General features: G+C 70.1%; 19 protein-coding genes and 1 tRNA gene. 12 read left to right on the top strand and 8 right to left on the bottom strand.

What is annotated here, in order from left to right:
* Nucleotides 1-23: 23 nt before the first annotated feature.
* Nucleotides 24-1,448, bottom strand: coding sequence for a type I glutamate--ammonia ligase (gene glnA / locus JOM49_RS42685; RefSeq protein WP_209670595.1), 1,425 nt, complete (start codon nucleotides 1,446-1,448; stop codon nucleotides 24-26).
* A 236-nt stretch (nucleotides 1,449-1,684) separates the two neighbouring features.
* Between glnA and JOM49_RS42680 the strand changes: the two genes are divergently transcribed.
* Nucleotides 1,685-2,170, top strand: a complete 486-nt coding sequence (locus JOM49_RS42680; RefSeq protein WP_209670593.1) for an RDD family protein — start codon at nucleotides 1,685-1,687, stop codon at nucleotides 2,168-2,170.
* A 65-nt stretch (nucleotides 2,171-2,235) separates the two neighbouring features.
* On the opposite strand, the gene JOM49_RS42675 is transcribed toward JOM49_RS42680, so the two are convergent.
* Nucleotides 2,236-2,964 carry a DUF4191 domain-containing protein gene (locus JOM49_RS42675; RefSeq protein ID WP_209670591.1) on the bottom strand — a complete coding sequence of 243 codons (729 nt, stop codon included), beginning with the start codon at nucleotides 2,962-2,964 and terminating at the stop codon, nucleotides 2,236-2,238.
* Nucleotides 2,965-3,015: 51 nt separating this feature from the next.
* Here JOM49_RS42675 and JOM49_RS42670 point away from each other — a divergent pair, with 51 nt between their 5' ends.
* From JOM49_RS42670 to JOM49_RS42645, 6 genes are all read left to right on the top strand, one after another.
* Nucleotides 3,016-5,100, top strand: a complete 2,085-nt coding sequence (locus tag JOM49_RS42670; protein ID WP_209670588.1) for an ATP-dependent DNA helicase UvrD2 — start codon at nucleotides 3,016-3,018, stop codon at nucleotides 5,098-5,100.
* 211 nt (nucleotides 5,101-5,311) lie between these two features.
* Entirely contained in the window at nucleotides 5,312-5,611 is a 300-nt protein-coding gene (locus JOM49_RS42665; RefSeq protein ID WP_209670586.1) for a hypothetical protein, read from the top strand.
* A 116-nt stretch (nucleotides 5,612-5,727) separates the two neighbouring features.
* Complete coding sequence (locus tag JOM49_RS42660) at nucleotides 5,728-6,096, top strand: WhiB family transcriptional regulator (protein WP_209670584.1); 369 nt, start codon at nucleotides 5,728-5,730, stop codon at nucleotides 6,094-6,096.
* Complete coding sequence (locus tag JOM49_RS42655; RefSeq protein WP_209670582.1) at nucleotides 6,093-6,359, top strand: hypothetical protein; 267 nt, start codon at nucleotides 6,093-6,095, stop codon at nucleotides 6,357-6,359. The genes JOM49_RS42660 and JOM49_RS42655 overlap by 4 nt, the downstream gene beginning before the upstream one ends.
* 91 nt (nucleotides 6,360-6,450) lie before the next feature.
* Complete coding sequence (locus tag JOM49_RS42650) at nucleotides 6,451-7,344, top strand: class I SAM-dependent methyltransferase (RefSeq protein WP_209670580.1); 894 nt, start codon at nucleotides 6,451-6,453, stop codon at nucleotides 7,342-7,344.
* Entirely contained in the window at nucleotides 7,341-7,520 is a 180-nt protein-coding gene (locus tag JOM49_RS42645) for a hypothetical protein (protein WP_209670578.1), read from the top strand. The genes JOM49_RS42650 and JOM49_RS42645 overlap by 4 nt, the downstream gene beginning before the upstream one ends.
* A gap of 3 nt (nucleotides 7,521-7,523) precedes the next feature.
* On the opposite strand, the gene JOM49_RS42640 is transcribed toward JOM49_RS42645, so the two are convergent.
* The 3 genes from JOM49_RS42640 to JOM49_RS42630 all read right to left on the bottom strand — a co-directional run bounded on the left by JOM49_RS42640 (nucleotide 7,524) and on the right by JOM49_RS42630 (nucleotide 11,398).
* Entirely contained in the window at nucleotides 7,524-8,468 is a 945-nt protein-coding gene (locus JOM49_RS42640; protein WP_209670576.1) for a hypothetical protein, read from the bottom strand.
* 457 nt (nucleotides 8,469-8,925) lie between these two features.
* A complete protein-coding gene (locus JOM49_RS42635; RefSeq protein ID WP_209670574.1) occupies nucleotides 8,926-10,263 on the bottom strand; it encodes an ABC1 kinase family protein in 1,338 nt (445 codons plus the stop codon).
* An 88-nt stretch (nucleotides 10,264-10,351) separates the two neighbouring features.
* The gene (locus JOM49_RS42630; protein ID WP_209670572.1) at nucleotides 10,352-11,398 is read right to left on the bottom strand and encodes a ThiF family adenylyltransferase; all 1,047 of its coding nucleotides are present in this window, start codon (nucleotides 11,396-11,398) and stop codon (nucleotides 10,352-10,354) included.
* 205 nt (nucleotides 11,399-11,603) lie between these two features.
* On the opposite strand from JOM49_RS42630, the gene JOM49_RS42625 reads away from it, so the two are divergent.
* A complete protein-coding gene (locus JOM49_RS42625; RefSeq protein ID WP_209672303.1) occupies nucleotides 11,604-12,119 on the top strand; it encodes a M48 metallopeptidase family protein in 516 nt (171 codons plus the stop codon).
* Nucleotides 12,120-12,135: 16 nt separating this feature from the next.
* Here the strand turns inward: JOM49_RS42625 and JOM49_RS42620 are convergent, their stop codons facing one another.
* Entirely contained in the window at nucleotides 12,136-13,479 is a 1,344-nt protein-coding gene (locus JOM49_RS42620) for a zinc-dependent metalloprotease (protein ID WP_209670570.1), read from the bottom strand.
* A 134-nt stretch (nucleotides 13,480-13,613) separates the two neighbouring features.
* Here JOM49_RS42620 and JOM49_RS42615 point away from each other — a divergent pair, with 134 nt between their 5' ends.
* Nucleotides 13,614-14,747: a YlbL family protein gene (locus JOM49_RS42615; protein ID WP_282773446.1), complete on the top strand. Its 1,134-nt coding sequence runs from the start codon at nucleotides 13,614-13,616 to the stop codon at nucleotides 14,745-14,747.
* A 7-nt stretch (nucleotides 14,748-14,754) separates the two neighbouring features.
* Here the strand turns inward: JOM49_RS42615 and JOM49_RS42610 are convergent, their stop codons facing one another.
* Nucleotides 14,755-15,300 carry a PPA1309 family protein gene (locus tag JOM49_RS42610; protein ID WP_209670566.1) on the bottom strand — a complete coding sequence of 182 codons (546 nt, stop codon included), beginning with the start codon at nucleotides 15,298-15,300 and terminating at the stop codon, nucleotides 14,755-14,757.
* A gap of 165 nt (nucleotides 15,301-15,465) precedes the next feature.
* On the opposite strand from JOM49_RS42610, the gene JOM49_RS42605 reads away from it, so the two are divergent.
* The 3 genes from JOM49_RS42605 (at nucleotide 15,466) to JOM49_RS42595 (ending at nucleotide 19,630) form a co-directional block, all read left to right on the top strand.
* Nucleotides 15,466-18,459, top strand: a complete 2,994-nt coding sequence (locus tag JOM49_RS42605; RefSeq protein WP_282773447.1) for a UPF0182 family protein — start codon at nucleotides 15,466-15,468, stop codon at nucleotides 18,457-18,459.
* A 64-nt stretch (nucleotides 18,460-18,523) separates the two neighbouring features.
* Nucleotides 18,524-18,597 (top strand) — tRNA-Met (locus JOM49_RS42600).
* A 61-nt stretch (nucleotides 18,598-18,658) separates the two neighbouring features.
* Nucleotides 18,659-19,630 carry a helix-turn-helix transcriptional regulator gene (locus JOM49_RS42595; RefSeq protein ID WP_209670563.1) on the top strand — a complete coding sequence of 324 codons (972 nt, stop codon included), beginning with the start codon at nucleotides 18,659-18,661 and terminating at the stop codon, nucleotides 19,628-19,630.
* Here the strand turns inward: JOM49_RS42595 and JOM49_RS42590 are convergent.
* Entirely contained in the window at nucleotides 19,618-20,562 is a 945-nt protein-coding gene (locus JOM49_RS42590) for a hypothetical protein (protein ID WP_209670562.1), read from the bottom strand. The two genes, JOM49_RS42595 and JOM49_RS42590, sit on opposite strands and share 13 nt — an antisense overlap.
* Between the last annotated feature and the right edge of the window lie 80 nt (nucleotides 20,563-20,642).

Genomic DNA, 20,642 nt, shown 5'->3' with positions numbered 1-20,642 from the left:
TGCGGACTTGGCCGGCCGGGGGCTTACACGTCGTAGTAGAGCGAGAACTCGTACGGGTGCGGCCGCAGGCGCAGCGGGTCGATCTCGTGCTCACGCTTGTAGGAGATCCAGGTGTCGATCACGTCCGAGGTGAAGACACCGCCCTCGAGCAGGTAGTCGTGGTCGGCCTCGAGGGTGTCGAGCACGGTGCCCAGGTCGCCGGGGACCAGCTTGACGTCCTTGGCCTCCTCCGGCGGGAGCTCGTAGAGGTCCTTGTCGATGGGGTCCGGCGGCTCGATCTTGTTCTTGATGCCGTCGAGACCGGCCATCATCATCGCCGCGAAGGCCAGGTACGGGTTGCCCGAGGAGTCCGGGCAGCGGAACTCGGCGCGCTTGGCCTTCGGGTTGTTGCCGGTGATCGGGATACGGACGCAGGCGGAGCGGTTGCGCTGCGAGTACACCAGGCTGACCGGCGCCTCGAAGCCCGGCACCAGGCGGTGGTAGGAGTTCACCGTCGGGTTGGTGAAGGCCAGCAGGCTCGGGGCGTGCGTGAGCAGGCCGCCGATGTAGTGACGCGCGGTGTCCGACAGGCCGGCGTAACCGGACTCGTCGTGGAACAGCGGCGCGCCGTCCTTCCACAGCGACTGGTGGCAGTGCATGCCCGAGCCGTTGTCACCGAAGAGGGGCTTCGGCATGAAGGTGGCGGTCTTGCCCGCCTCCCACACCGTGTTCTTCACGATGTACTTGAACAACTGCAGGTCGTCCGCGGCGTGCAGCAGCGAGTTGAACTTGTAGTTGATCTCGGACTGGCCCGCGGTGCCCACCTCGTGGTGCGCGCGCTCGATCTCGAAACCGGAGCCGGTGAGCTTCTGGACGATCTCGTCACGCAGGTCGGCGAAGTGGTCGACCGGCGGGACGGGGAAGTAGCCGCCCTTGAACTTGGTCTTGTAGCCGCGGTTGCCGCCCTCTTCCTCGGCACCGGTGTTCCACCAGCCCTCGACCGAGTCGATCTCGTGGAACGAGCCGTTCTCCGCCGAGTCGAAGCGGATCGAGTCGAAGATGTAGAACTCGGCTTCCGCACCGAAGAAGACGGTGTCGGCCACGCCGGACTCGGCGATGTACTGCTCGGCCTTGCGCGCGATGTTGCGCGGGTCGCGGCTGTAGGGCTCGCGGGTGAACGGGTCGTGCACGAAGAAGTTGACCGACAGCGTCTTGTGCTTGCGGAACGGGTCGATCCGCGCGGTCGCCGCGTCGGGCAGCAGCAGCATGTCGGACTCGTGAATCGACTGGAAACCGCGCACCGACGAGCCGTCGAAGGCGAGGCCCTCCTCGAAGGCGTCGTTGTCGAACGCCTTCGCCGGCACGGTGAAGTGCTGCATCACGCCGGGCAGGTCGCAGAACCTGACGTCGACGAACTGCACGTCCTCGTCGGCGATCAGGCGCTGGATATCGTCTGGAGTAGTGGACACCCTCGGTAACTCCTTCATAATCTCGTTGCCGGCGGCCGTGCCTTTGTCGCCGCACCGCGTTCAGAGCGTGATGACGCGGTGCTGGTACACCCCGCGCGTTACTCTCTTCGGTTCACGCTAAAAGCGCGGTGTTGCCCGACCGTCACCCGTATGTTTCGCCGGTGTTAACGGGTGGGGCGATATCGGATAGTCGACCAGGGCGGACGTGGTGTGCGCCACCGGCATACCCTGGACGGGTGGCGAGATGGACCGGAGAGTGGCTGCCCGGGGCCCGCGAGGCGGGCGCGAGCGCGGACGGCGAAAGCCAGCGCTGGCGTGGTGAGCGGCTCGGCCTGCCGGAGAACGGCCCCGGTTCGATCGCCACGGGCGGTCGCCGCCTGCTCGGCCTGGTCCTCGACCTGGTGCTCGCGTCGCTGGTCACCTCGGTGTTCGTCCAGCCGCGGTTCGACCAGCCCGAGGTGATGGAGTCCTACAACCTGTGGAGCGTGCTGGTCTGGGCGCTGATCACCATGGTCCCGGTCTCGTTCTTCGGGTTCACCCCGGGCATGGGGATCGTCGGGATCCGGGTGGCGCGGCTGGACGGCGCGTCGATGGTGGGCCTGTGGCGCGCGGTCGTCCGCGGCCTGCTGACCTTCATCATCGTGCCGGCGGCGTTGCGCAACGTCGACGGCCGCAGCCTGCTGGACCGCGCGACCGGCACCGCCGTGCTGCGCCTTCGCTAGCACCCGCACCACGAGAAAGAGCCCCCGCCGAGATCGGCAGGGGCTCTTCTGTCGTCCGGGGCCGGTCAGCGGCGGCGGATCGTGCGCTGCACGTTGCGCATCTTGGCGCCCTGCGGCATCGGGCCCTTCGGCAGGGCGGCACCGCGGTTGCCGAGCGCGGCGAGCTTGGCCTCCAGCGCGTCGACCTGGGCGGGCTTGAGGTTCCGCGGGAGCTTCATCAGGTAGTTCTGCAGCCTGCGCAGCGGGATCTGGTTCTCTCCGTGGCCGATGACGATGTCGTAGATCGGGGTCTCGCCGACCAGCCGCGACACGCGCTTCTTCTCCTGGGCGAGCAGGCCCTTCACCCGGTGGGGCGCACCTTCGGCGACGAGCACCACACCAGGGCCGCCGAGTACGCGATGCACGGCGTCGAGCTGGGTGGTCGCGGCGACGGTCTGCGTCACGCGCCACCGGCCGCGCAGGTTGTCCAGCGCCCACGCCGCCGCACCCGGCTGGCCGTCGGCCTTGGAGTAGACGGTCTTCTGCACGCGCCTGCCGAAGATGATGACCGCGGCGAGCACGCCCAGCATGATGCCGATGGGGAGCAGGACCCACTGCAGGTCCAGCAGGAAGCCGATGCCGAAGACGACGCCGGTGACGACCAGGATCGCGCCGACCATCCACGGGATGAGCGCCTTGTCCTCGCGGCGCTGCATCTTGAACGCCTCGAAGATCTGCCCGCGCCGAGCCTTGCTCGCCGCGCGCTTTTCCTTCTTCGCCTGCTTGGCGGCTTCCTTGTCCAGCTTTCCGGCCATATACGCCAGGATACGGGCAGGCCCGGCGAGGGCATCTGCGAGGATGCGGGAGTGGGTAGCGCATCCGTCTCCGAAGCCAAGCCGGGCCTGCTCGACGGGCTCGACCCCGAACAACGCGCTGCCGCCGGGGCGCCACGCGGTCCCGTTTGCGTGCTCGCCGGGGCGGGGACGGGCAAGACCCGTACGATCACGCACCGTATCGCTCACCTGGTCCGATCCGGTCATGTGGCTGCTGGGCAGGTACTCGCTGTCACCTTCACCAACCGTGCCGCGGGCGAACTGCGGTCCCGTCTGCGTGGACTCGGGGTCGAGGGCGCGCAGGCTCGCACCTTCCACGCCGCCGCGCTGCGCCAGCTGCGGTACTTCTGGCCGCGGGTCGTCGGTGGCCCGCAGTGGGACCTGATCGACAACAACAAGCTGCGGCTGATCGGCCAGGCGGCCAACCGGGCGGGACTGGGTACCGAGATCGAGGTGCTGCGGGACCTGGCCAGCGAGATCGAATGGGCCAAGGCGTCGCTCGTCATGGCCGACGACTACCCGGCCGTCGTCGCCCGCCTCCGCCGCGACACGCCCGAGCCCGCCGACCGGATCGCGCAGGTCTACCGCGGGTACGAGGAACTCAAGAACAACGCGCGGCTGCTCGACTTCGACGACCTGCTGCTCCACACCATCGCCGCGCTCGAGGAACACAGCGCGGTCGCCGAGGAGTTCCGCGACCGGTACCGCTGCTTCGTGGTCGACGAGTACCAGGACGTGACGCCGTTGCAGCAGCGGCTGGTCGACGCCTGGCTCGGCGGTCGCGACGACCTGACCGTCGTCGGCGACGCGAACCAGACCATCTACTCCTTCGGCGGTGCGTCACCCCGGCCGCTGCTCGAGTTCACCCGGCGCTTCCCGGAAGCCACCGTCGTACGGCTCGAACGCGACTACCGGTCGACCCCGCAGGTGGTGGCGCTGGCGAACAAGGTCATCGGCGCCGCCCGCAACCGGCCCGCCGGCTCGCGGCTGCGGTTGATCGGCCAGCGGCCCGACGGCCCGGAGCCGCGGTTCGCCGAGTACGAGGACGAGGCGACCGAGTCCACCTCGGTCGCGGCCCGGGTGCAGGACCTGCTCGAGCTCGGGGTGCCCGCGAGCGAGATCGCGATCCTCTACCGCGTGAACGCGCAGTCGGAGGCCTACGAGCAGGCGCTGGCCGAGCTGAACATCCCGTACCTGGTCCGCGGTGGCGAACGTTTCTTCCAGCGGAAGGAAATCCGCCAGGCGGTGATTTCCCTGCGGAGCGCGGCGGCGGCCGGGCAGCGGGGAGAGTTCGTCGACTCGGTGCGCGCGGTGCTGGCGCCGGTCGGCCTGACCGAACAGCCACCCGCGGGCGGCGGCGCGGCCAAGGAACGCTGGGACGCGCTGCTCGCCCTGGTCGAACTGGCCGAGGAACTCGCCGCGACGGTGGAAGGCGCCGACCTCGACCGGTTCGTCGCGGAACTGGAGCAGCGGGCCGCCGCCCAGCACCCGCCAACCGTCGAAGGCGTCACGCTGGCTTCGCTCCACGCGGCGAAGGGCCTCGAATGGGACGCGGTGTTCCTGGTCGGTCTCGCCGAAGGAACGCTGCCGATCCAGCACGCGGACGGCGACGACAACGCGATCGAAGAGGAACGGCGCCTTTTCTACGTCGGGGTGACGCGAGCCCGTGAGCACCTGTCGCTGACCTGGTCGCTGTTCCGCAGCGGGCGAAACCGGCGTCGCAGCCGGTTCCTCTACGGTCTGCTGCCCGAAAACCATCCGGCCGCGCGGGTCGCCCGGAGTTCGCAGGTGCGTTCTTCCGGGCAGCGGCAGGCATGCCGGATCTGCTCGGGTCCGCTGACCGGGACCATGGCCATCAAGCTGGGGCGGTGCGATCGCTGTCCGTCCACGGTGGACGAACAGGTGCTGGACCGACTGCGCTCGTGGCGCGTAAATCGGTCGCGCGAACTCAAGGTCCCTGCTTTCGTGGTGTTCACCGACGCCACGCTGGTCGCCATCGCCGAGCAGTGCCCGGTCGACGAAAGCTCGCTGGTGTCGATCTCCGGCATCGGCCAGACCAAGCTCGAACGCTTCGGTGCGGAGATCCTCGCGGTGGTCCGCGAAGCCGTCGGCTCGTAGCCGCCCCGGCGCGCTCGGTCACCACTGGATTTTTCGGCATAAGCCCAGTTCAGTGGCCTTTTTCAGCGGTTCGGGGACTTTTCCGGAAAATAAGTTGCCCCGGCCACCCCATGGGCAATAACCTGCTTGTACCCGGGTGAAGCGACCCGGAAGAACCGGCTTGCCGAGCTTGGCCTCGAGCGCCGCGATGGGGATGGGAGGTGTCTGGGACGTGAAGACTTTCTACTTGAACGGTAACCCTGGCACAACCCTGTCCTGCGCCGCCGCCGGCCGGGATATGCGTGCGCGCCGGGGGACCGGTATGTCCTGGGCCGCTCAGCACCTCACGCTCGCCGCCGCTGTGGAACGTCAGTTCCGCGGCCGCCGCGCCGCCGAGTTCGCCGCTGAAGCCGGGGTCGGGAATGTCATCCCGATGCCGCTGCCGACCTATGTCCTGCCGACCGTTGCCGCGCGCGGCGTCAAGCAGATCCAGCTGTGTGTTCCGCCTCCCCTCTTAGAGCGAGGTCCCTGACAGTCCCGTCAGGATCAGGCTCACGAAGGCCGCGGAACCGTACATCGGATCCGCGGCCTTCGTGTTTTTCATGTCCAAAACAACCAAGAAATCCTTACGACACAAGGAGAACGGGAATGTCTTCGGCACTCGCCTTCGCGGAGGCGCTGACCGACGAGTACGGAGTCGGTGACCTGCTGGACGCCGTTGCCTCGCCAGAGCGGGAGCTGCCCTGCCGCTCCGGCGACGCGGACCTGTGGTTCGCGGAGGCCCCGGCTGAACTCGAGCGCGCCAAGGTGCTCTGCGTGGACTGCCCGGTCCGCGCGGCCTGCCTGGCGGGCGCACTGGCCCGGCGCGAGCCCTGGGGCGTCTGGGGCGGCGAAATCTTCGAGCGCGGCGCGGTAGTCGCGCGCAAGCGGCCCCGTGGCCGCCCGCGCAAGAACCCCGTCGAGGCCCAGTCCTCGGCCGCCGAGAAGCCGATGCGCCAGGAGATCGAGGCGGCATGACCGACACCGGCCCGCTGACCGACCTGACCGGTCGGCACGACCACACCAATGACGACACGGAGTTCGGCCGACCGAGCCCCGCGCCGACCACGATCAAGGAGATCACCGAAATGTTGCTCTACGAAGAGCTGGCCAGAGCCCGAATACAGGACCTGCACGTCACCGCGCGCGGTGACCGGACGTGGCGCCACACCCGTCCGTCGCTCCGGAACGGACGCCTCGGCCGCTGGGTCACCAGGCAGACGAGCCGGTCCGCGCGGTAACACGATCAGTGTGTGACCGGTGCCCACCGACGGGTGGGGAAGCGGCTCGGGGGCCGTTTCCCCACCCGCGGTTGCGTGTTAGATGGGGAGCATGGCTTCCGGACACCAGCACGGCCACGGGCACGGGCACACCCACGACGACATGGACTGGGCGGCGCGGGCGGATCGGCTGAAGGTGGCCGACCGCCTCGCCACCGAGGCCTACGCCGAGGTCGCGGCACGGTTCGCCGACGCACTGCCCGCCGACCCGACCGTGCTCGACATCGGCCCCGGCGCCGGTGGGATGAGTGCCGCCTTCGCGACCGAACTGCGCAACCGCGGCGGCGGCACCCTGGTGCTGGTCGACGCCGTGCCGGAGTTGCTGTCGCTGGCCGAAGCCACCGCCAAGGAGCGCGGCGGCGACGCGGTCACCGTCCGGACCGTGCTCGGGGACGCCGCCGAAGTCGACTTCAGCGAGTACCGCGCCGATCTGGTGTGGGCTTCATTCGTGGTGCACCACCTCCCGGATCAGCAAGCCGCCCTCGACCGGCTCGCCACCGCGCTCCGGTCCGGTGGCGTGCTCGCGATCGGCGAAGGCGGGCTCGAGCCGCAGAACCTGCCTTGGGACCTCGGGGTTGGCAGGCCCGGACTCGAGCACCGCCTGCACGCCGTGCGCGCCGACTGGTTCGCCGCCCTGCGTTCCGGAATGGACGGGGTGGTCCGGATGCCCTACGGCTGGGGCGCCGCGCTGACCCGAGCCGGGCTGACGAAGGTCGGCAGGTTCAGCTACGTGGTGGACAAGCCTGTTCCGCCGCGATCCGAGGTCGCCGCCTACGTGATCGACCGAATCCGGTTCATGGCCGAAATCGCCGGCGACGACCTCGACGAATCCGATCGGGACGCCATCGCCCGGCTGCTCGACGCCGATGGGCCGGACTATGTGGGCGCGCGCGACGACTTGTACGTCTTGGACACCCGCACCGTGCACCACGGGCGCGCCACGTGAGTGCCGACGAGGTGGTCGCCTGCTCTCGCTGCGGCGCCCGGCGCGGCGCTGACCCGGCGGAGGCACTGACCTGGTCGACCCAGGTGGACCGGGGCGTTCGACGGTGGTTGTGCCCGGACTGCTCGCGAAGTCACGTCCGCGACATCGAGGGCAAGCTGCCCGACGAGTACTGGTGAGCATCACGCCGCCCTGGGCTTCAGCCTGGTAACCGACCGGACTGGCGGCCGCTTGCGCGCGGCGGCCGTGGCGAAGGCACTGACCAGTTGGCGGGTGACCGCGGGAACGTCGCGCAGGTCTTCCAGCGGGGTGCGGACGAGCACCACACCCGCTGCGGACAGCGCGAGGTAGCCGAGGTGCCCGCGCCGATCGTTCGCCGGCACACCCACCTGCCAGCCCAGCGCGATGTCGTCCCACCAGGCGTCGACCTGGCCGATACCGCGCCCGCCCGTATCGCAGACGGTGACGTTCCACTGCGGCGGCGGCAGCGGTACGTGCTGCAGTAGCCGCTTGGCCTGGCCGTTGCCCTGGGTGCAGGCCGTTCCGCTGAGGTGGCGCAACATCGTGCGGACACCGGCCACCCCCCGCTGTCCTCCCGCGAACGTCGCCGCGCTCAACGTGTCGAGATCGCACAGTCCGAAGTAGACGGTCCGGGAAAGCAGATCGCGATGCCGGTCTTCGTCGGGCTCGCGGCGGGCAGCATCCACCGCGGCGCGGGCGGGTGGTGCGTAAGGCAGGTCGTTGAGCCAGACCGGTCCCGGCAGCTTCGAGGTTCGCTCGATCACCAGGCTGGCGTGCGTGGCTCTTCGATGGGCGTCGACGAGCAGGTGGATCGTCGGCGGCGGGGGCAGCCCGACGCCGTGCGCGTTGAGCGAATCGATGCCGGTGATGATCGTGCCCGGACCCAGGTGGCTGACCGCGGCGCGGAGTAGTTGTGAGCGGGTGGGCTCGGTGTTGGCGAGCAGGATGGTGTTGGCGAAGAGCCGCCGCCAAGGACCGCCCGGACGGCAGCGATTGCTGATGGCGGACGGGGAGAGCCCAGTGGAGCGCAGTTCCTGGACGGTCAGGATGTTGTCCCTGGCGATGGTGCGCAGCTCGGCCAGTGCGAGGTTGCTGAGGCGGGTCATGGCTTTCAGCGTGGCTGGGGCGCGGGGCGGGAAACAGCTCCGCGGAGGAATGTGGACAACTCGGGCCGCGAGTGGCGGATTCGGCCACGTTGGCCGGAAGTTGTGGACAACTCGGGGTGAGCGCAAGCGGCGAAGCGGCCCGATGACGCACGATGGAGAAGCGCCGGAGTTGGCAGGGATCGGAGTCTTGGGAGTGGCGGGAACACCCAGCGGGTGATTCGACGCTGGGATGGCGGGGCTGGAGCGGTGGCGCCACCGCTCCGGATCGAGGCCGGTCTCGGCGTGCTCGCGGGGATGGATGTTGTTGGGGCGGAGTCGTTGTGGTGGTTGGGCGCTGCGATCGATGAGCCGTTGAGGGCGTGCCTGCGGATGAGGTGAGCAGGCTGTGTGGTGGGAGTGGTGCCGGGCTGGACGCGGATTGGCGCTGCTGAGTGGGGGGTTGCCCTGGGGCCGGGAGTTAGTCGGCGAAGCCTGGTTGCCAGTGTTCGACGATGGAGCGGAGGGCCAGTTCGGCGTCCAGTTGGCAGAGGATGCCGACGGCGCCGGCGGTGACGCGGTGGATGAGCAGCCAGTTCGGGGGCAGGTTGAGGGAGCGGCCGGTGCGGAAGTCCTGGCTGCGGGTGTCGCCGAGGCGGCCGGCCTGCTGCTGGGCCCAGCGGCGGGTGAAGTGGAAGCGTTCAGTGGTCAGTGGGACTACGAAGGGGGCGAGGTAGGCCTGCACGTCGGCGGGGTCGAGGGTGGTGCCGGGGCGGACGAAACCCTCCTGGCGCATGGCTTCGAGCAGTTTGACCGACTCGCCGTCGAGTGCCAGGCGCATGATCGCGCCGAGCATGGGCGGGGCACCGTGGGGGAGGCGGGCGACGGCGCCGAAGTCGATCACGCCCAGCCTGCCGTCGGGGAGCAGCATGAAGTTGCCGGGGTGCGGGTCGGAGTGCAGGAGGTGGGCGCGGACCGGAGAGGAGTAGTGGAACTCGGCGAGCAGGCGGCCGGCTTCGTTGCGTTGCTCGGTGGTGCCGTCGGCGATGATGCGGGCCAGAGGGGTGCCGCTGATCCACTCGGTCACCACGACCTTCGGGGCGCTGGCCACCACCTTGGGGACGAGCACCTGGTCGTCGCCGTCGAAGGCCTTGGCGAAGCCTCGCTGGTTCTCGGCCTCGGAGCGGTAGTCGAGTTCCTCGTCCATCCGGTCGGCGAGTTCGGCGAGCAGTGGCTTCACATCGGTGCCGGGGACGAACGCCTGGAACACCCGGCTCAGTCGCTGCAGCTGGCGGAGGTCGCTGCGCAGGGCCTCGTCGGCGCCGGGGTACTGCACCTTCACGGCGACCTCGCGGCCGTCGTGCCAGACGGCTCGGTGCACCTGGCCGATGCTCGCCGAGGCGGCGGGCTCGTCGCTGAACTCGGTGAACCGCTCGCGCCACGACCGGCCCAGCTGCTCGGCGAGCACGCGGTGGGTCTGGCGGGCGGGCATCGGCGGGGCGGCCGACTGCAGCTTGGTCAGCGCCTCGCGATAGGGCGCGGCCATCTCGTCGGGCACGGCTGCCTCGAACACGCTCAGCGCCTGGCCGAACTTCATCGCGCCGCCCTTGAGGGTGCCGAGCACCTCGAAGAGCTGTTCGGCGGCCTTCGCCGAGAGGGTGGCGTTGACCTCTTCCGCGCTCTGGCCGGTCAGCCGGCGGCCCCAGCCACCGACGGCGCGCCCGGCGATGCCGAGCGGCAGCGAAGCGAGCTTGGCCGTGCGAGCGGCGGCTCGCCGTGGCATGGCGGCGTCTTCGGAACTGTCGCGGGAGTCGGTCACCTACGCGATTGTGCCTTGTCGATCTCGGGGTGCGCAGCCGTAGAGCGGAGACAGTGTGGGGTACGCCGCACACCGTATGTCCTCGCTCTCAATACCCGACCTCGACCGCGCCGCAGCCGCAGGCCGGGTGCGGCGACCAGTGGCGGCGGCGCAGCTTGCCGCTGTAGGTGTCCAGTTCCAGGGTTCCGTTCCAGGTCGGCGGCGGTTCGCGGTGCGGGTGCAGGGCACGCAGCGCCTGGCGGGTGGCCAGGCCGGCGGTGGCGTAGACGTTCGCCGCGTCGGCTTCCTGTTCGCGGCCAGCCAGTTGCCCGGCGACCTGCGGCCACGAGGAGTCGGCGCTCGAGCGGAAGAGGTCGGCGCAGCGCAGACAGCTGCTCCGGCCCGGGTAGACCAGCGGGCCGACCAGCCCGAGGCCCTCGCGCACGCGGACGACCAGGTGCGCCAGCCCCTCCACGTGCAGGTCGCTGACCATCTCCGGGGCGGGCACCACGGAATCGGTGATCAGCACCAGGTCGGGCAGGTGGCGGTCGGTCAGCCTGGTCGTGCGGACGAGCGGGTTGGCGCGGCGGATCGCGTCCGCCGCGGCCTGGCGGCGTGGCTGGCCGAGGTCGGCGTCGACGTACCCGGAGCCGAGGTCGCGGTCGGTGACGTGGCCCTGCGCCCGCACCTCGAGATGGCCGATGCCCGCCTGCGCGAGCAGGGTGGCCATGGCGACCGCGAGCCTGCCGCCGCCGCGGATCGAGACGGCGAAGTGCGCGCGTTCGCGGGCCAGTTCGTTGCTGGCGCGCCGGGTGTGCAGGGCCCACAGCCCGGTCTCGGCCGACGAACTCAGCGGGCCCGCGGGACCGGCGTCCTCGATCAGGCCCAGCCGGGTGAGCTTGGTCAGCAGGGTGCGGAACTGCTCGGCGTCCGCGGCCCCGGCGAGCTCGAACAGCTCCGTGGTGGTGCGGCTGCCGTCGAGCGCGCGCAGCGCCGTGATCAGGGACGGGCTGAGGTGGGTGGCGACCACCCCGTGCCGGGGATCGAGGCCGATCTGGACCTCGCCGCGACCGCGTTCGAGTACGGAAAGCCCGGGCAGGACCCTCGGCCGCGGGGGCAAGGTGATCTCGGCGGGGTGCGTTGTCTGGCGGTTCATGGAGCTGAGCTTGCGCCGGGGTGGCTAAGAGTCCACTAAGAGTGAAGGGAGTTGTCCACAGGTGCAGATACGTTGTGGACAACTCGGGCGATGTGACCGGCAATCCATCGGAGTTGTCGGTCTCTGGCCGTACCTTTGTCATGTGGCCGACGCACGGGTGCCCTCGCCGAGGAGCCGGGAACACAGCAAGCTCGCACAACCGAAGATCGAAGTACGCAGGAGCAAGCGGCGACGCCGGACCGTCACCGCCTACCGCGAGGGCGAGACGCTCGTCGTCCTGATCCCCGCGATGATGACCAGGGCCGAAGAGGCGCACTGGGTCGCCGAAATGCAGCGCAAGCTGCAGCGCACCGAGTCCCGCCGGGCCTCACCCGCGAGGGAGTCCGACGCGGCCCTGCTGGCCAGGTGCGCCGAGCTGTCCGCCCGCTACCTCGACGGCGAGGCGAACCCGGCCGTGGTCCGCTGGGTGCCGCCGATGCGGACCAGGTGGGCGTCCTGCACGCCGGCGGACGCCAGCATCCGGGTCAGCGAACGCCTGCGGGACGTGCCGCCGTGGGTGCTCGACTACGTGCTGGTGCACGAGCTGGCCCACCTGAAGGTGGCCGCGCACAACGCCGAGTTCTGGGCGCTGGTGCGGCGCTACCCGAAGACCGAGCGCGCGATGGGCTACCTCGAAGGCCTGTCCTCCGCCGCGGGCCTCGGGATCGCGGCGGAGGACTAGAAGAAATGGAGCCGGGTCAGCTCTCGTCGCCGGAGGCGTCCGGCTTGTTCTTCCCGCGCTCCTCGTCCGCCTCGCGCTGGGCGCGTTCGACCTCCGCGATCGGGTCGGTCTCGCCCTCGCCGAGGCGCTCGGAGAAGGCCATCGGGTCGTCGAGGTCGTCGGTGGTGGGCATCAGGTCGGGGTGCGTCCAGAGGTTGTCCCGCTGGTCGACGCCGTGCGTGTCGCCGACCAGCTTCCACAGCGCGGCGGCGGCCCGCATCCGGCGCGGGCGCAGTTCGAGCCCGACCAGCGTGGCGAAGGTCTGCTCGGCGGGACCGCCGGTGGCACGGCGGCGGCGCAGCGTCTCACGCAGCGCGTCGGCACCGGGCAGCCGGTCGCCCACGGCCTCGGCGACCACCACGTCGACCCAGCCTTCGACCAGGGCGAGCAGGGTTTCGAGGCGGTTCAGCGCCGCTTTCTGCTCCGGCGTGGTCTGCGGCTCGAGCAGGCCGGAGGACATGGCCTCCTCGATGCTCGACGGGTTCGACGGATCGATCCGGCCGGCCAGCTGCTCCAGCGCCGACGTGTCCACGGTGATGCCGCTGGCGAACTCCTCGACGGTGGCGAGCAGGCGCTGCCGCAGCCACGGCACGTGGGCGAACAGCCGCTGGTGCGCGGCTTCACGGGCGGCGAGGAAGACCAGCACCTCGCTGCCGGGGCGCTCGAGGCCCTCGGTGAACTTCTCGATGTTCGCCGGGAGCAGGGCGGAAGTGTTGTCCGGGCCCAGGGGCAACCCGACCTCGGTGGAGGTGAGCACCTCGGAGGCGAGCTGACCGAGTGCGCTGCCGATCTGCGAGCCGAAGGCCATGCCGCCCATCTGCCCCATCATCGACAGCAGCGGGCCCGCGGCCTGCTTGGCCTCTTCCGGCATGGCCTCGACCCAGGCGCCGGAGACGCGCTTGGCCACCGGGTCGCACAGGCGCTGCCAGGTGGGCAGGGTCTTCTCCACCCAGTCGCGGCCACTCCACGCGACAGTGGTGGTGGCGCCGGCGGGCAGGATGGTCGCCGCGTCCAGCCACAGCTCGGCCAGGTGGGCGGCGTCGCGAACGGCTGTCCCGGAGTCGCCCTGCGCGCTGAAGCCGATCGTCGCCTCACCGCTGGAACCCAGCTGCTGGAGGGCGATCTGCTTGGCGAGGTCGTAGTTCACCGGGCCCGTGGAATTGCCGGCCTGGCTGAGCATCTGCCCCAGCTGGGAGAGCATCTGCCCCAGCTGGTTGAACGCGTCGGCGCCCTGGCCGAACTGGCCACCTTGATCGGACGGGTCGTTCTCTCGACGCTTTTCGGGATCGGGCGGTCCGAAGCCGAAGGGGGGTTTGCTCATAGCACCACCGTACGCGGGTCGTCCGCGCAGCACCTCGTCACCGGACGTGGTTCGCGCACGGCTGAGGCGGTTCCGTGACCCAAACCCGCGCCTGGGCCGGAAGACCGCCGATGGTCACCGTACGCTGTCTCCTCGTGAGTGAGTCGCGCGACGAAACCACAGCCGAGAAGAGCCGCCCGGGAGCCATCGATCCGTATGCGGCGCTGCCGTCCGCGGTGGAGGAAGACCACGGGTACCGGCTGACCCGGCGCGGCTGGACGCTGGTCCTGAGCAGCGCGCTGGTGCTGGTGTTCGTGATGTGCGGGCTGTTCGTCCGGGTGCCCTACGTGGCGCTCGGCCCCGGGCCGACCTACGACACCCTCGGCCAGGTCGACGGGGTCCAGGTGATCGAGATCAAGGGCCACCAGACCTTCCCGACCAGCGGCGAACTCCGGATGACCACGGTCTCGCTGACCGACGAGGTCTCGCTGTTCGAGTCGCTCGGCTACTGGGTGAGCGGGCGGTACGCGCTGGCGCCGCGCGAGGAGTACTTCAAGCCCGGTGAGTCGGACGAAGAGGTCAAGCAGCAGAACGTCCGCCAGTTCCAGGACTCGCAGAGCAACGCCGAGGTCGCCGCCCTGCGCAAGCTGGGTGAGCCGGTGAAGGTGCTGGCCAAGGAAGTGGTGGCGGGCAGCCCGGCCGATCACGTGCTGGCCGCGGGCGACCGGCTGCTGAAGGTCAACAACGTGGACATCACCGGTGAGGAGAAGGTCCGCGAGGCGCTGGCCGGGACGCGGCCGGGGGAGACCATCTCGATCACCTTCCAGCACGAGGGGCAGCCCGCCCGCACCGAGTCGCTGACGCTGGCGCAGAACCCGGACCCCGCGCGGCCGGAAGGCTTCATCGGGCTCCAGCCGATCGACCGCGCCGACGTGCCCTACGACGTGTCGATCACGCTGCAGGAGGTCGGCGGGCCGTCGGCCGGGCTGATGTTCGCGCTGGCGATCATCGACCAGCTCACCGAGGGTGAACTGGTCGACGGTGAGCACGTCGCCGGCACCGGGGAGATCACCGAGCGCGGCGAGGTCAATCCGATCGGCGGCATCAGCTTCAAGGTGGTCGCGGCCCGTGAGGCGGGCGCGACCACGTTCCTGGTGCCCGAGGACAACTGCGCCGAGGCGGCCGCGGCCGCGCCGGACGGGCTGAAGCTGGTGAAGGTGTCCAGCCTGGACGGCGCCCTGACGGCGCTCGAGGACCTCAAGGCGGATCGCCCGACGCCGTCCTGCTGAACCGGGCTCAGGGGGCGAAGGTCGCCTTGAGCGCTTCGACCAGGTTCGGGGCGAGGTCGGCGCGCTCGATGATCTCGTCGACCGGTTCGCCGTCGGCGTCGCTCAGCCCGCGCAACCGCATCACGCAGGAGGCGTCGCCTTCGCGGAGCACCGCGGCGACCAAGCGGGCTTCCGTGCGGCGCGGGTGGTCCGCGGCGGCCTGACGCAGCCGGTCGGCGTCGGAATCGCCGAGTTCGCCCAGCTCTTCTTCGGCGTCCGGCGGCAGCACGATGATCTCCTGCGCCAGCGCGCAGCCCACGACCAGATCCGGCCAGGCGATCCGGCCCAGCGCCTCGGCGAGGTCACCTTCGGGCAGCGACTCCTGCGCCACCGGCGTGAGCTCGGCGTCGGCGTCGAGCTGGCCGGCCAGCTCCGGCTGCTGCGCGAGGAGTGCCTGCGTGGGCACCAGAGCGAACAGCTGCGGCGGTTGCTCCCAGCCCGCCGACGCCACGAACTCCTCGACCTCACGAGCCAGCGCGCCCACGCCGCTCGCCTGCTTACCGCTCTCCGTCATGCGCACATCGTGGCAGGCTGTCGAGCGGCCGTCTTGGGCGCCCGGTTTGGGCGGTTCAGGGAACTCAGGAGGCCATCCGTAGAGTTAGGTATCCAGGGGCGGTCGGCGAGCCTGCCGGCGCCGCGTCCCGGCGTACGAAGATTTACGACAACAGGAGCGTGTGCAGTGGCCACTCGGCCCCCCGTGAGCCTGCCGAAACTGTCCAAGCGCAGCCGGATACTGCTGATCATCGCGGCCGTTGTCGTGCTGGCGCTGCTACTGGGGGCGAGACTCCTCGATACCTATGTCGACTGGCTGTGGTTCGGCGAGGTCGGCGCCCGGAACGTGTTCACCACCGAGCTGTACACCCGGATCGGGTTGTTCTTCGCGATCGGGTTGCTGGTCGGCGGCATGCTGGCGCTCAGCCTCGCCATCGCCTACCGCACCCGGCCGGTGTTCGTGCCGGTGTCCGGCGCCGACGACCCGCTGGCCAGGTACCGCTCCACCGTGGTGGCGCGCATCCGGCTGTTCGGCATCGGCATCCCGGTTCTCGCCGGGGTGATCGCCGGGTTCTCCGGCCAGGACGCCTGGCAGCGCGTCCAGCTCTACTTCAACGGCACGAACTTCGGCCAGACCGATCCCGAGTTCGGCAACGACGTCGGCTTCTACGCCTTCGACCTGCCGTTCTACAACTGGCTGCTGGGCTGGTTGTTCGTCGCGATCGCGGTGGCCTTCGTCGGCGCGCTGCTCGCGCACTACCTGTTCGGCGGCATCCGGCTGGCCGGCAAGGGCGGGCAGATGGCCGGCCCGGCCCGCGTGCAGCTGGCGATCACCATCGGCACGTTCGTGCTGTTCAAGGCGGTCGAGTACTTCCTCGACCGGTACAACCTGCTCTTCTCCGACCGCAACGCCCCGCTGTTCTACGGTGCCACTTACACCGACTTGAACGCGGTGCTGCCGGCGAAGCTGATCCTGCTGTGCATCTCGGTGTTCTGCGCGATCGCCTTCTTCGTCGGCGCGTTCCTGCGCAACATCCAGCTCCCGGCGATCGCGCTGGTGCTGCTGATCCTGTCCGGCATCCTGGTCGGCGCCGCCTGGCCCGCCGTGCTGGAGCAGTTCTCGGTGCGCCCGAACGCGAACGACAAGGAAGCGCAGTCGATCCAGCGGAACATGGACGCCACGAAGTTCGCGTTCGACCTGGGGGACGTCAAGTACGACGCCTACACGGGCAAGACCACGGCCACCCCGGCCGAGGTGCGGGCGGACAAGGGCACCATCCCGAACATCCGCCTGCTCGACCCGGACGTGCTGACCCCGACCTTCACCCAGCGCGTGGGCCGCGAGAACTTCTACGGCTTCCCGGAGAAACTGGACGTCGACCGCTACGAGGTCAACGGCAAGCGGCAGGACTACATCGTCGCCGCGAAGGAGATCAAGACCGAGGGCCTCGCGGAGAACCAGCGGACCTGGATCAACCGCCACCTCGTCTACACCCACGGGAACGGCTTCGTCGCGGCTCCCGCGAACACCATCGACCGCGCGGTCGGGGACGCCACGGCCACCGGGCAGGGCAACTCCGACGGTGGTTATCCGATCGCCACCACCAGTGACACGGTCAACCCGACCGGCTCCGGCATCCGGGTCGACGAGGCCCGCGTCTACTACGGCGAACTGGCCACCGACTACGCGATCGTCGGCGGGCAGCAGGGCAAGGCGCCGGGTGAGTTCGACACCGCCTCCGACCGGAGCTACCTCTACAAGGGCTCCGGTGGCGTGCCGATCGACGGCTGGTTCAACCGCCTGGTCTTCGCGGCGAACGAGGGGGAGCGCAACATCCTCTTCTCCGACGCCATCAGCGAAGGCTCGAAGATCATGTACAACCGCGACCCGCGGGACCGCGTGAGCAAGGTGGCCCCGTGGCTGACCGTGGACGGGGACCCGTACCCGGCGGTGATCGACGGCAAGATCCAGTGGATCGTCGACGGCTACACCACGATGAACAACTTCCCGTACGCGCAGCAGACCCAGCTGGGCGCGGCCACGCAGGACTCGCTCTCCGGGGTGGCGAGGCAGCAGAACAGCTCGCTGAACTACATCCGGAACTCGGTCAAGGCCACCGTGGACGCGTTCAACGGCACGGTCACGCTGTACGCGCTGGACGACAACGAGCCGGTGCTGAACGCCTGGAAGAACGTGTTCCCCGGCATCGTGAAGCCGAGTTCGGAGATCTCGCAGAGCCTGCGCGAGCACTTCCGGTACCCGGAGGACATGTTCAAGGTGCAGCGCGAGCTGCTGTCGAAGTACCACGTCGGCAGCCCGCAGGAGTTCTTCTCGACCCAGACGTTCTGGAGCGTGCCGCCGGACCCGACCAAGGAGGGTGGCCTCGACCCGAGCGCGAACGGGCCGAAGCAGCCGGCGTACTACGTGATGGCGCAGGCGCCGGGTGATACCGAACCGAAGTTCCAGCTGACCAGTTCGCTGACCGCGTTGCAGCGGCAATACCTGGCGGCGTGGGTGTCGGTGTCATCCGAACCGGAGGACTACGGCCAGATCAGAGTCCTGAGGCTGCCCAGTGACGGCAGCAACCAGAACGACGGTCCGGTCCAGGTGCAGAACCGGTTCCAGAGTGACCCGGACTTCGCCGAACAGCGGACGCTGCTGGGCAACCAGAGCGTCAACGTGATCCCCGGCAACCTGCTGACGCTGCCGCTGGCGGACGGGTTCATCTACGTCGAACCCATCTACATCCAGCAGCGGAACGCGAACAGCTTCCCGCAGCTGGCCCGCGTCCTCGTCTCGTACGGGTCGAAGGTCGGGTTCGCGCCGACGCTGAACCAGGCGCTCGACGAGGTGTTCGGACCGGGTACCGGTGACGCGGCGACCGGGCCGACGCAGCCCACCACGCCGCCGGCGACACCGCCGCCGGCGACCGATCCGAACGCGCCGCCGCCGTCGACCCCGCCGTCGACGCCGGGGCAGAACGTGCCGTTGCCGCCGAACACCGGCAACCCGCAGATCGACCAGGCGGTCGCCGACATCGACGCGGCGCTGACCAGGTTGAAGGCGGCGCAGCAGTCGGGTGACTTCGTCGCGCAGGGCCAGGCGCTGTCCGACCTGGAGGCCGCGGCGACCCGGTACGAGCAGGCCAAGGCGGCCGCCCAGCCGCCGGCCGGGGGGTAGTTCGACACCTTTGGGGCACCCGCCTCACGCCCCGGGAAACCGGGGCGTAAGGTAGGTGTCACAACGCGGGGTGGAGCAGCTCGGTAGCTCGCTGGGCTCATAACCCAGAGGTCGCAGGTTCAAATCCTGTCCCCGCTACAGAGGGAAAGAGGGTCGTGTCCACGGACACGGCCCTCTTTCGCGTTTCCGGGAGGGGATCGTGCGGGCCAGCAGGCTGGTGTCGATGTTGCTCTTGCTGCAGGCACGCGGCCGGATGACCGCGCGCGAGCTGGCCGAGGAACTCGAAGTCTCCGTGCGCACCATCTACCGCGACGCCGAGTCGCTGCACGCCGCCGGGATCCCGCTGTACGGCGACGCCGGACCGGCGGGCGGGTACCAGCTGCTCGACGGCTACCGCACGCGCCTGACCGGGCTCACCGCCGAAGAGGCCGAGACGCTGTTCCTCACCGGCTTGCCGGGGCCCGCGGCGGAGCTGGGGCTGGGGCAGGTGGCCGGGGCGGCTCAGCTCAAGGTGCTCGCGGCGATGCCTGCGGAGCTCCGAGAGCGCGCGGGACGCATCGCCGCGCGGTTCCACCTGGACGCTCCTGGCTGGTACTCGGACGCCGAGGAGACGCCCCACCTGGCGGCCGTCGCCGAGGCGGTGTGGACGCAGCGGGCCCTGCGCGTCCGGTACCGCCGCTGGCGCGAGCCGCGGGACGTCGAGCGCACGCTGCACCCGTACGGCCTCGTGCTCAAGGCCGGTCGCTGGTACCTGGTGGCGGGCAGCGGCGAGCGGATCGCCACCTACCGGGTGAACCAGATCCTCGACAGCTCCGAAGGCGACAGCTTCGACCGTCCCGCGGATTTCGACCTCGCCGCGTACTGGTCGTCCTACCGCGCCGACTTCCTCGCCAGGAGGCAGCGCGGCGAGGCCGTGATCCGGCTGTCGCCGTCGGGTGTGGAACGGTTCCCGGACAACTACGCGGCCGACGTCGTCAAGGCGTTCGCCGAGTCCGCCGGCGAGCCGGGGGAGGACGGCTGGGTCACCGGCACGATCCCGATGGAATCGGCCGAGCACTCCGCGGGCGAGCTGCTCCGGCTCGGCCCCGACGTCGAGGTGCTCGAGCCGGCGGAGTTGCGTGCGCGGATGACCGATCTGGTCAACGGGCTTTCCCGGATCTACGCCGGCTGACCCGTCCGGTCCGCTGTGGACGGTGCGGGCACCGCGCAGGAAGCGCAGCCGGACCGCGTCCGCGCGTGGTAGGCGATCGCCGCGCCGCCGAGGCCGAGGCCCCACGCCAGGTAGCCGAGCACCGCGAGCCAGAGGAAGAGCGCCTGTTCGACCGGTTCACCGGAGATCCAGTCCACGAGGAGCTCGACGAGACCGAACGCGCCGAAGTAGGACACGAGCCCGAGGGCGAACAACGCGGCCGGGAGCAACAGCACCAGGCGCGGCACGCGACGGCCGGCGAGCGGCAGCACCCAGCGCGGCCAGACCTCGCCCCAGCGGTGCACCAGTGCCAGCGGCAGCAGCGTGCCGCCGGCCAGCATGCCGCCGACGAAGATCCACCACGACGGACTCATTTCCAGCGGGATTTGGTCCTGGTAAAGGGTTTGCGCGCCGAATCGGAGGGCGCACCCGGCGACCGCGGCGTACCCGGCCGCCAGTGCCCACCGCGGACGGACGGCCAGGCGGCTGACACCGCCGACCCGTCCGCAGTCGGGGCAGCCACCGCGGAGCTGCCGCCGGAGCGCGACCGCAAGCCTGGCGAACGCGAGTCCACTCAGCGCGCAGCCGAGTCGCAGGAGGAACGGCCGGAGTTCGAAGGGGAGATCGAGTCCGGGCAGGGCGAGGGCGACCAGGTCGAGCACGAGCACGAAGCCCAATGCCGACAACGTCGCCGCGACCACCCAGCCCGCCAGCACCACGGCGCGGCTGACCCGCGGCGCGAAGGCCACCAGTGCGCCGAGTGCGCAAATGGCCGCGACAGCCCAAGCGGGGACCGCGGACAGGTCCGCGTGGCGGACCCCGCCGGGAGGCGCCACGAACAGCCGAACGGCTCCGTAGCCGAGGATCCAGCAGCCGAGGGCGACGGCCCAGCGGCGCGTGTTTGTCGTGTTCACCGGCTCAGCGTCGGCCGCGCGGGGGTTCCGGCGCTTCCGTCTCGCGGGCGAGCGATCTCCCTCTGAAGAGGGAACCTGCC

The sequence above is a fragment of the Amycolatopsis magusensis genome, assembly GCF_017875555.1.
Taxonomy (GTDB): Bacteria; Actinomycetota; Actinomycetes; order Mycobacteriales; family Pseudonocardiaceae; genus Amycolatopsis; species Amycolatopsis magusensis.
This window is presented reverse-complemented; position numbering and strand designations above follow the sequence as displayed.

Excerpts from the sequence above, each read along its gene's own strand:
- JOM49_RS42660 (WP_209670584.1), top strand. The coding sequence starts at position 5,728 with ATGTCTTCGGCACTCGCCTTCGCGGAGGCGCTGACCGACGAGTACGGA.
- JOM49_RS42620 (WP_209670570.1), bottom strand. The coding sequence starts at position 13,479 with ATGAGCAAACCCCCCTTCGGCTTCGGACCGCCCGATCCCGAAAAGCGT.
- JOM49_RS42675 (WP_209670591.1), bottom strand. The coding sequence starts at position 2,964 with ATGGCCGGAAAGCTGGACAAGGAAGCCGCCAAGCAGGCGAAGAAGGAA.
- JOM49_RS42610 (WP_209670566.1), bottom strand. The coding sequence starts at position 15,300 with ATGACGGAGAGCGGTAAGCAGGCGAGCGGCGTGGGCGCGCTGGCTCGT.
- JOM49_RS42640 (WP_209670576.1), bottom strand. The coding sequence starts at position 8,468 with ATGACCCGCCTCAGCAACCTCGCACTGGCCGAGCTGCGCACCATCGCC.
- JOM49_RS42630 (WP_209670572.1), bottom strand. The coding sequence starts at position 11,398 with ATGAACCGCCAGACAACGCACCCCGCCGAGATCACCTTGCCCCCGCGG.
- JOM49_RS42650 (WP_209670580.1), top strand. The coding sequence starts at position 6,451 with ATGGCTTCCGGACACCAGCACGGCCACGGGCACGGGCACACCCACGAC.
- JOM49_RS42655 (WP_209670582.1), top strand. The coding sequence starts at position 6,093 with ATGACCGACACCGGCCCGCTGACCGACCTGACCGGTCGGCACGACCAC.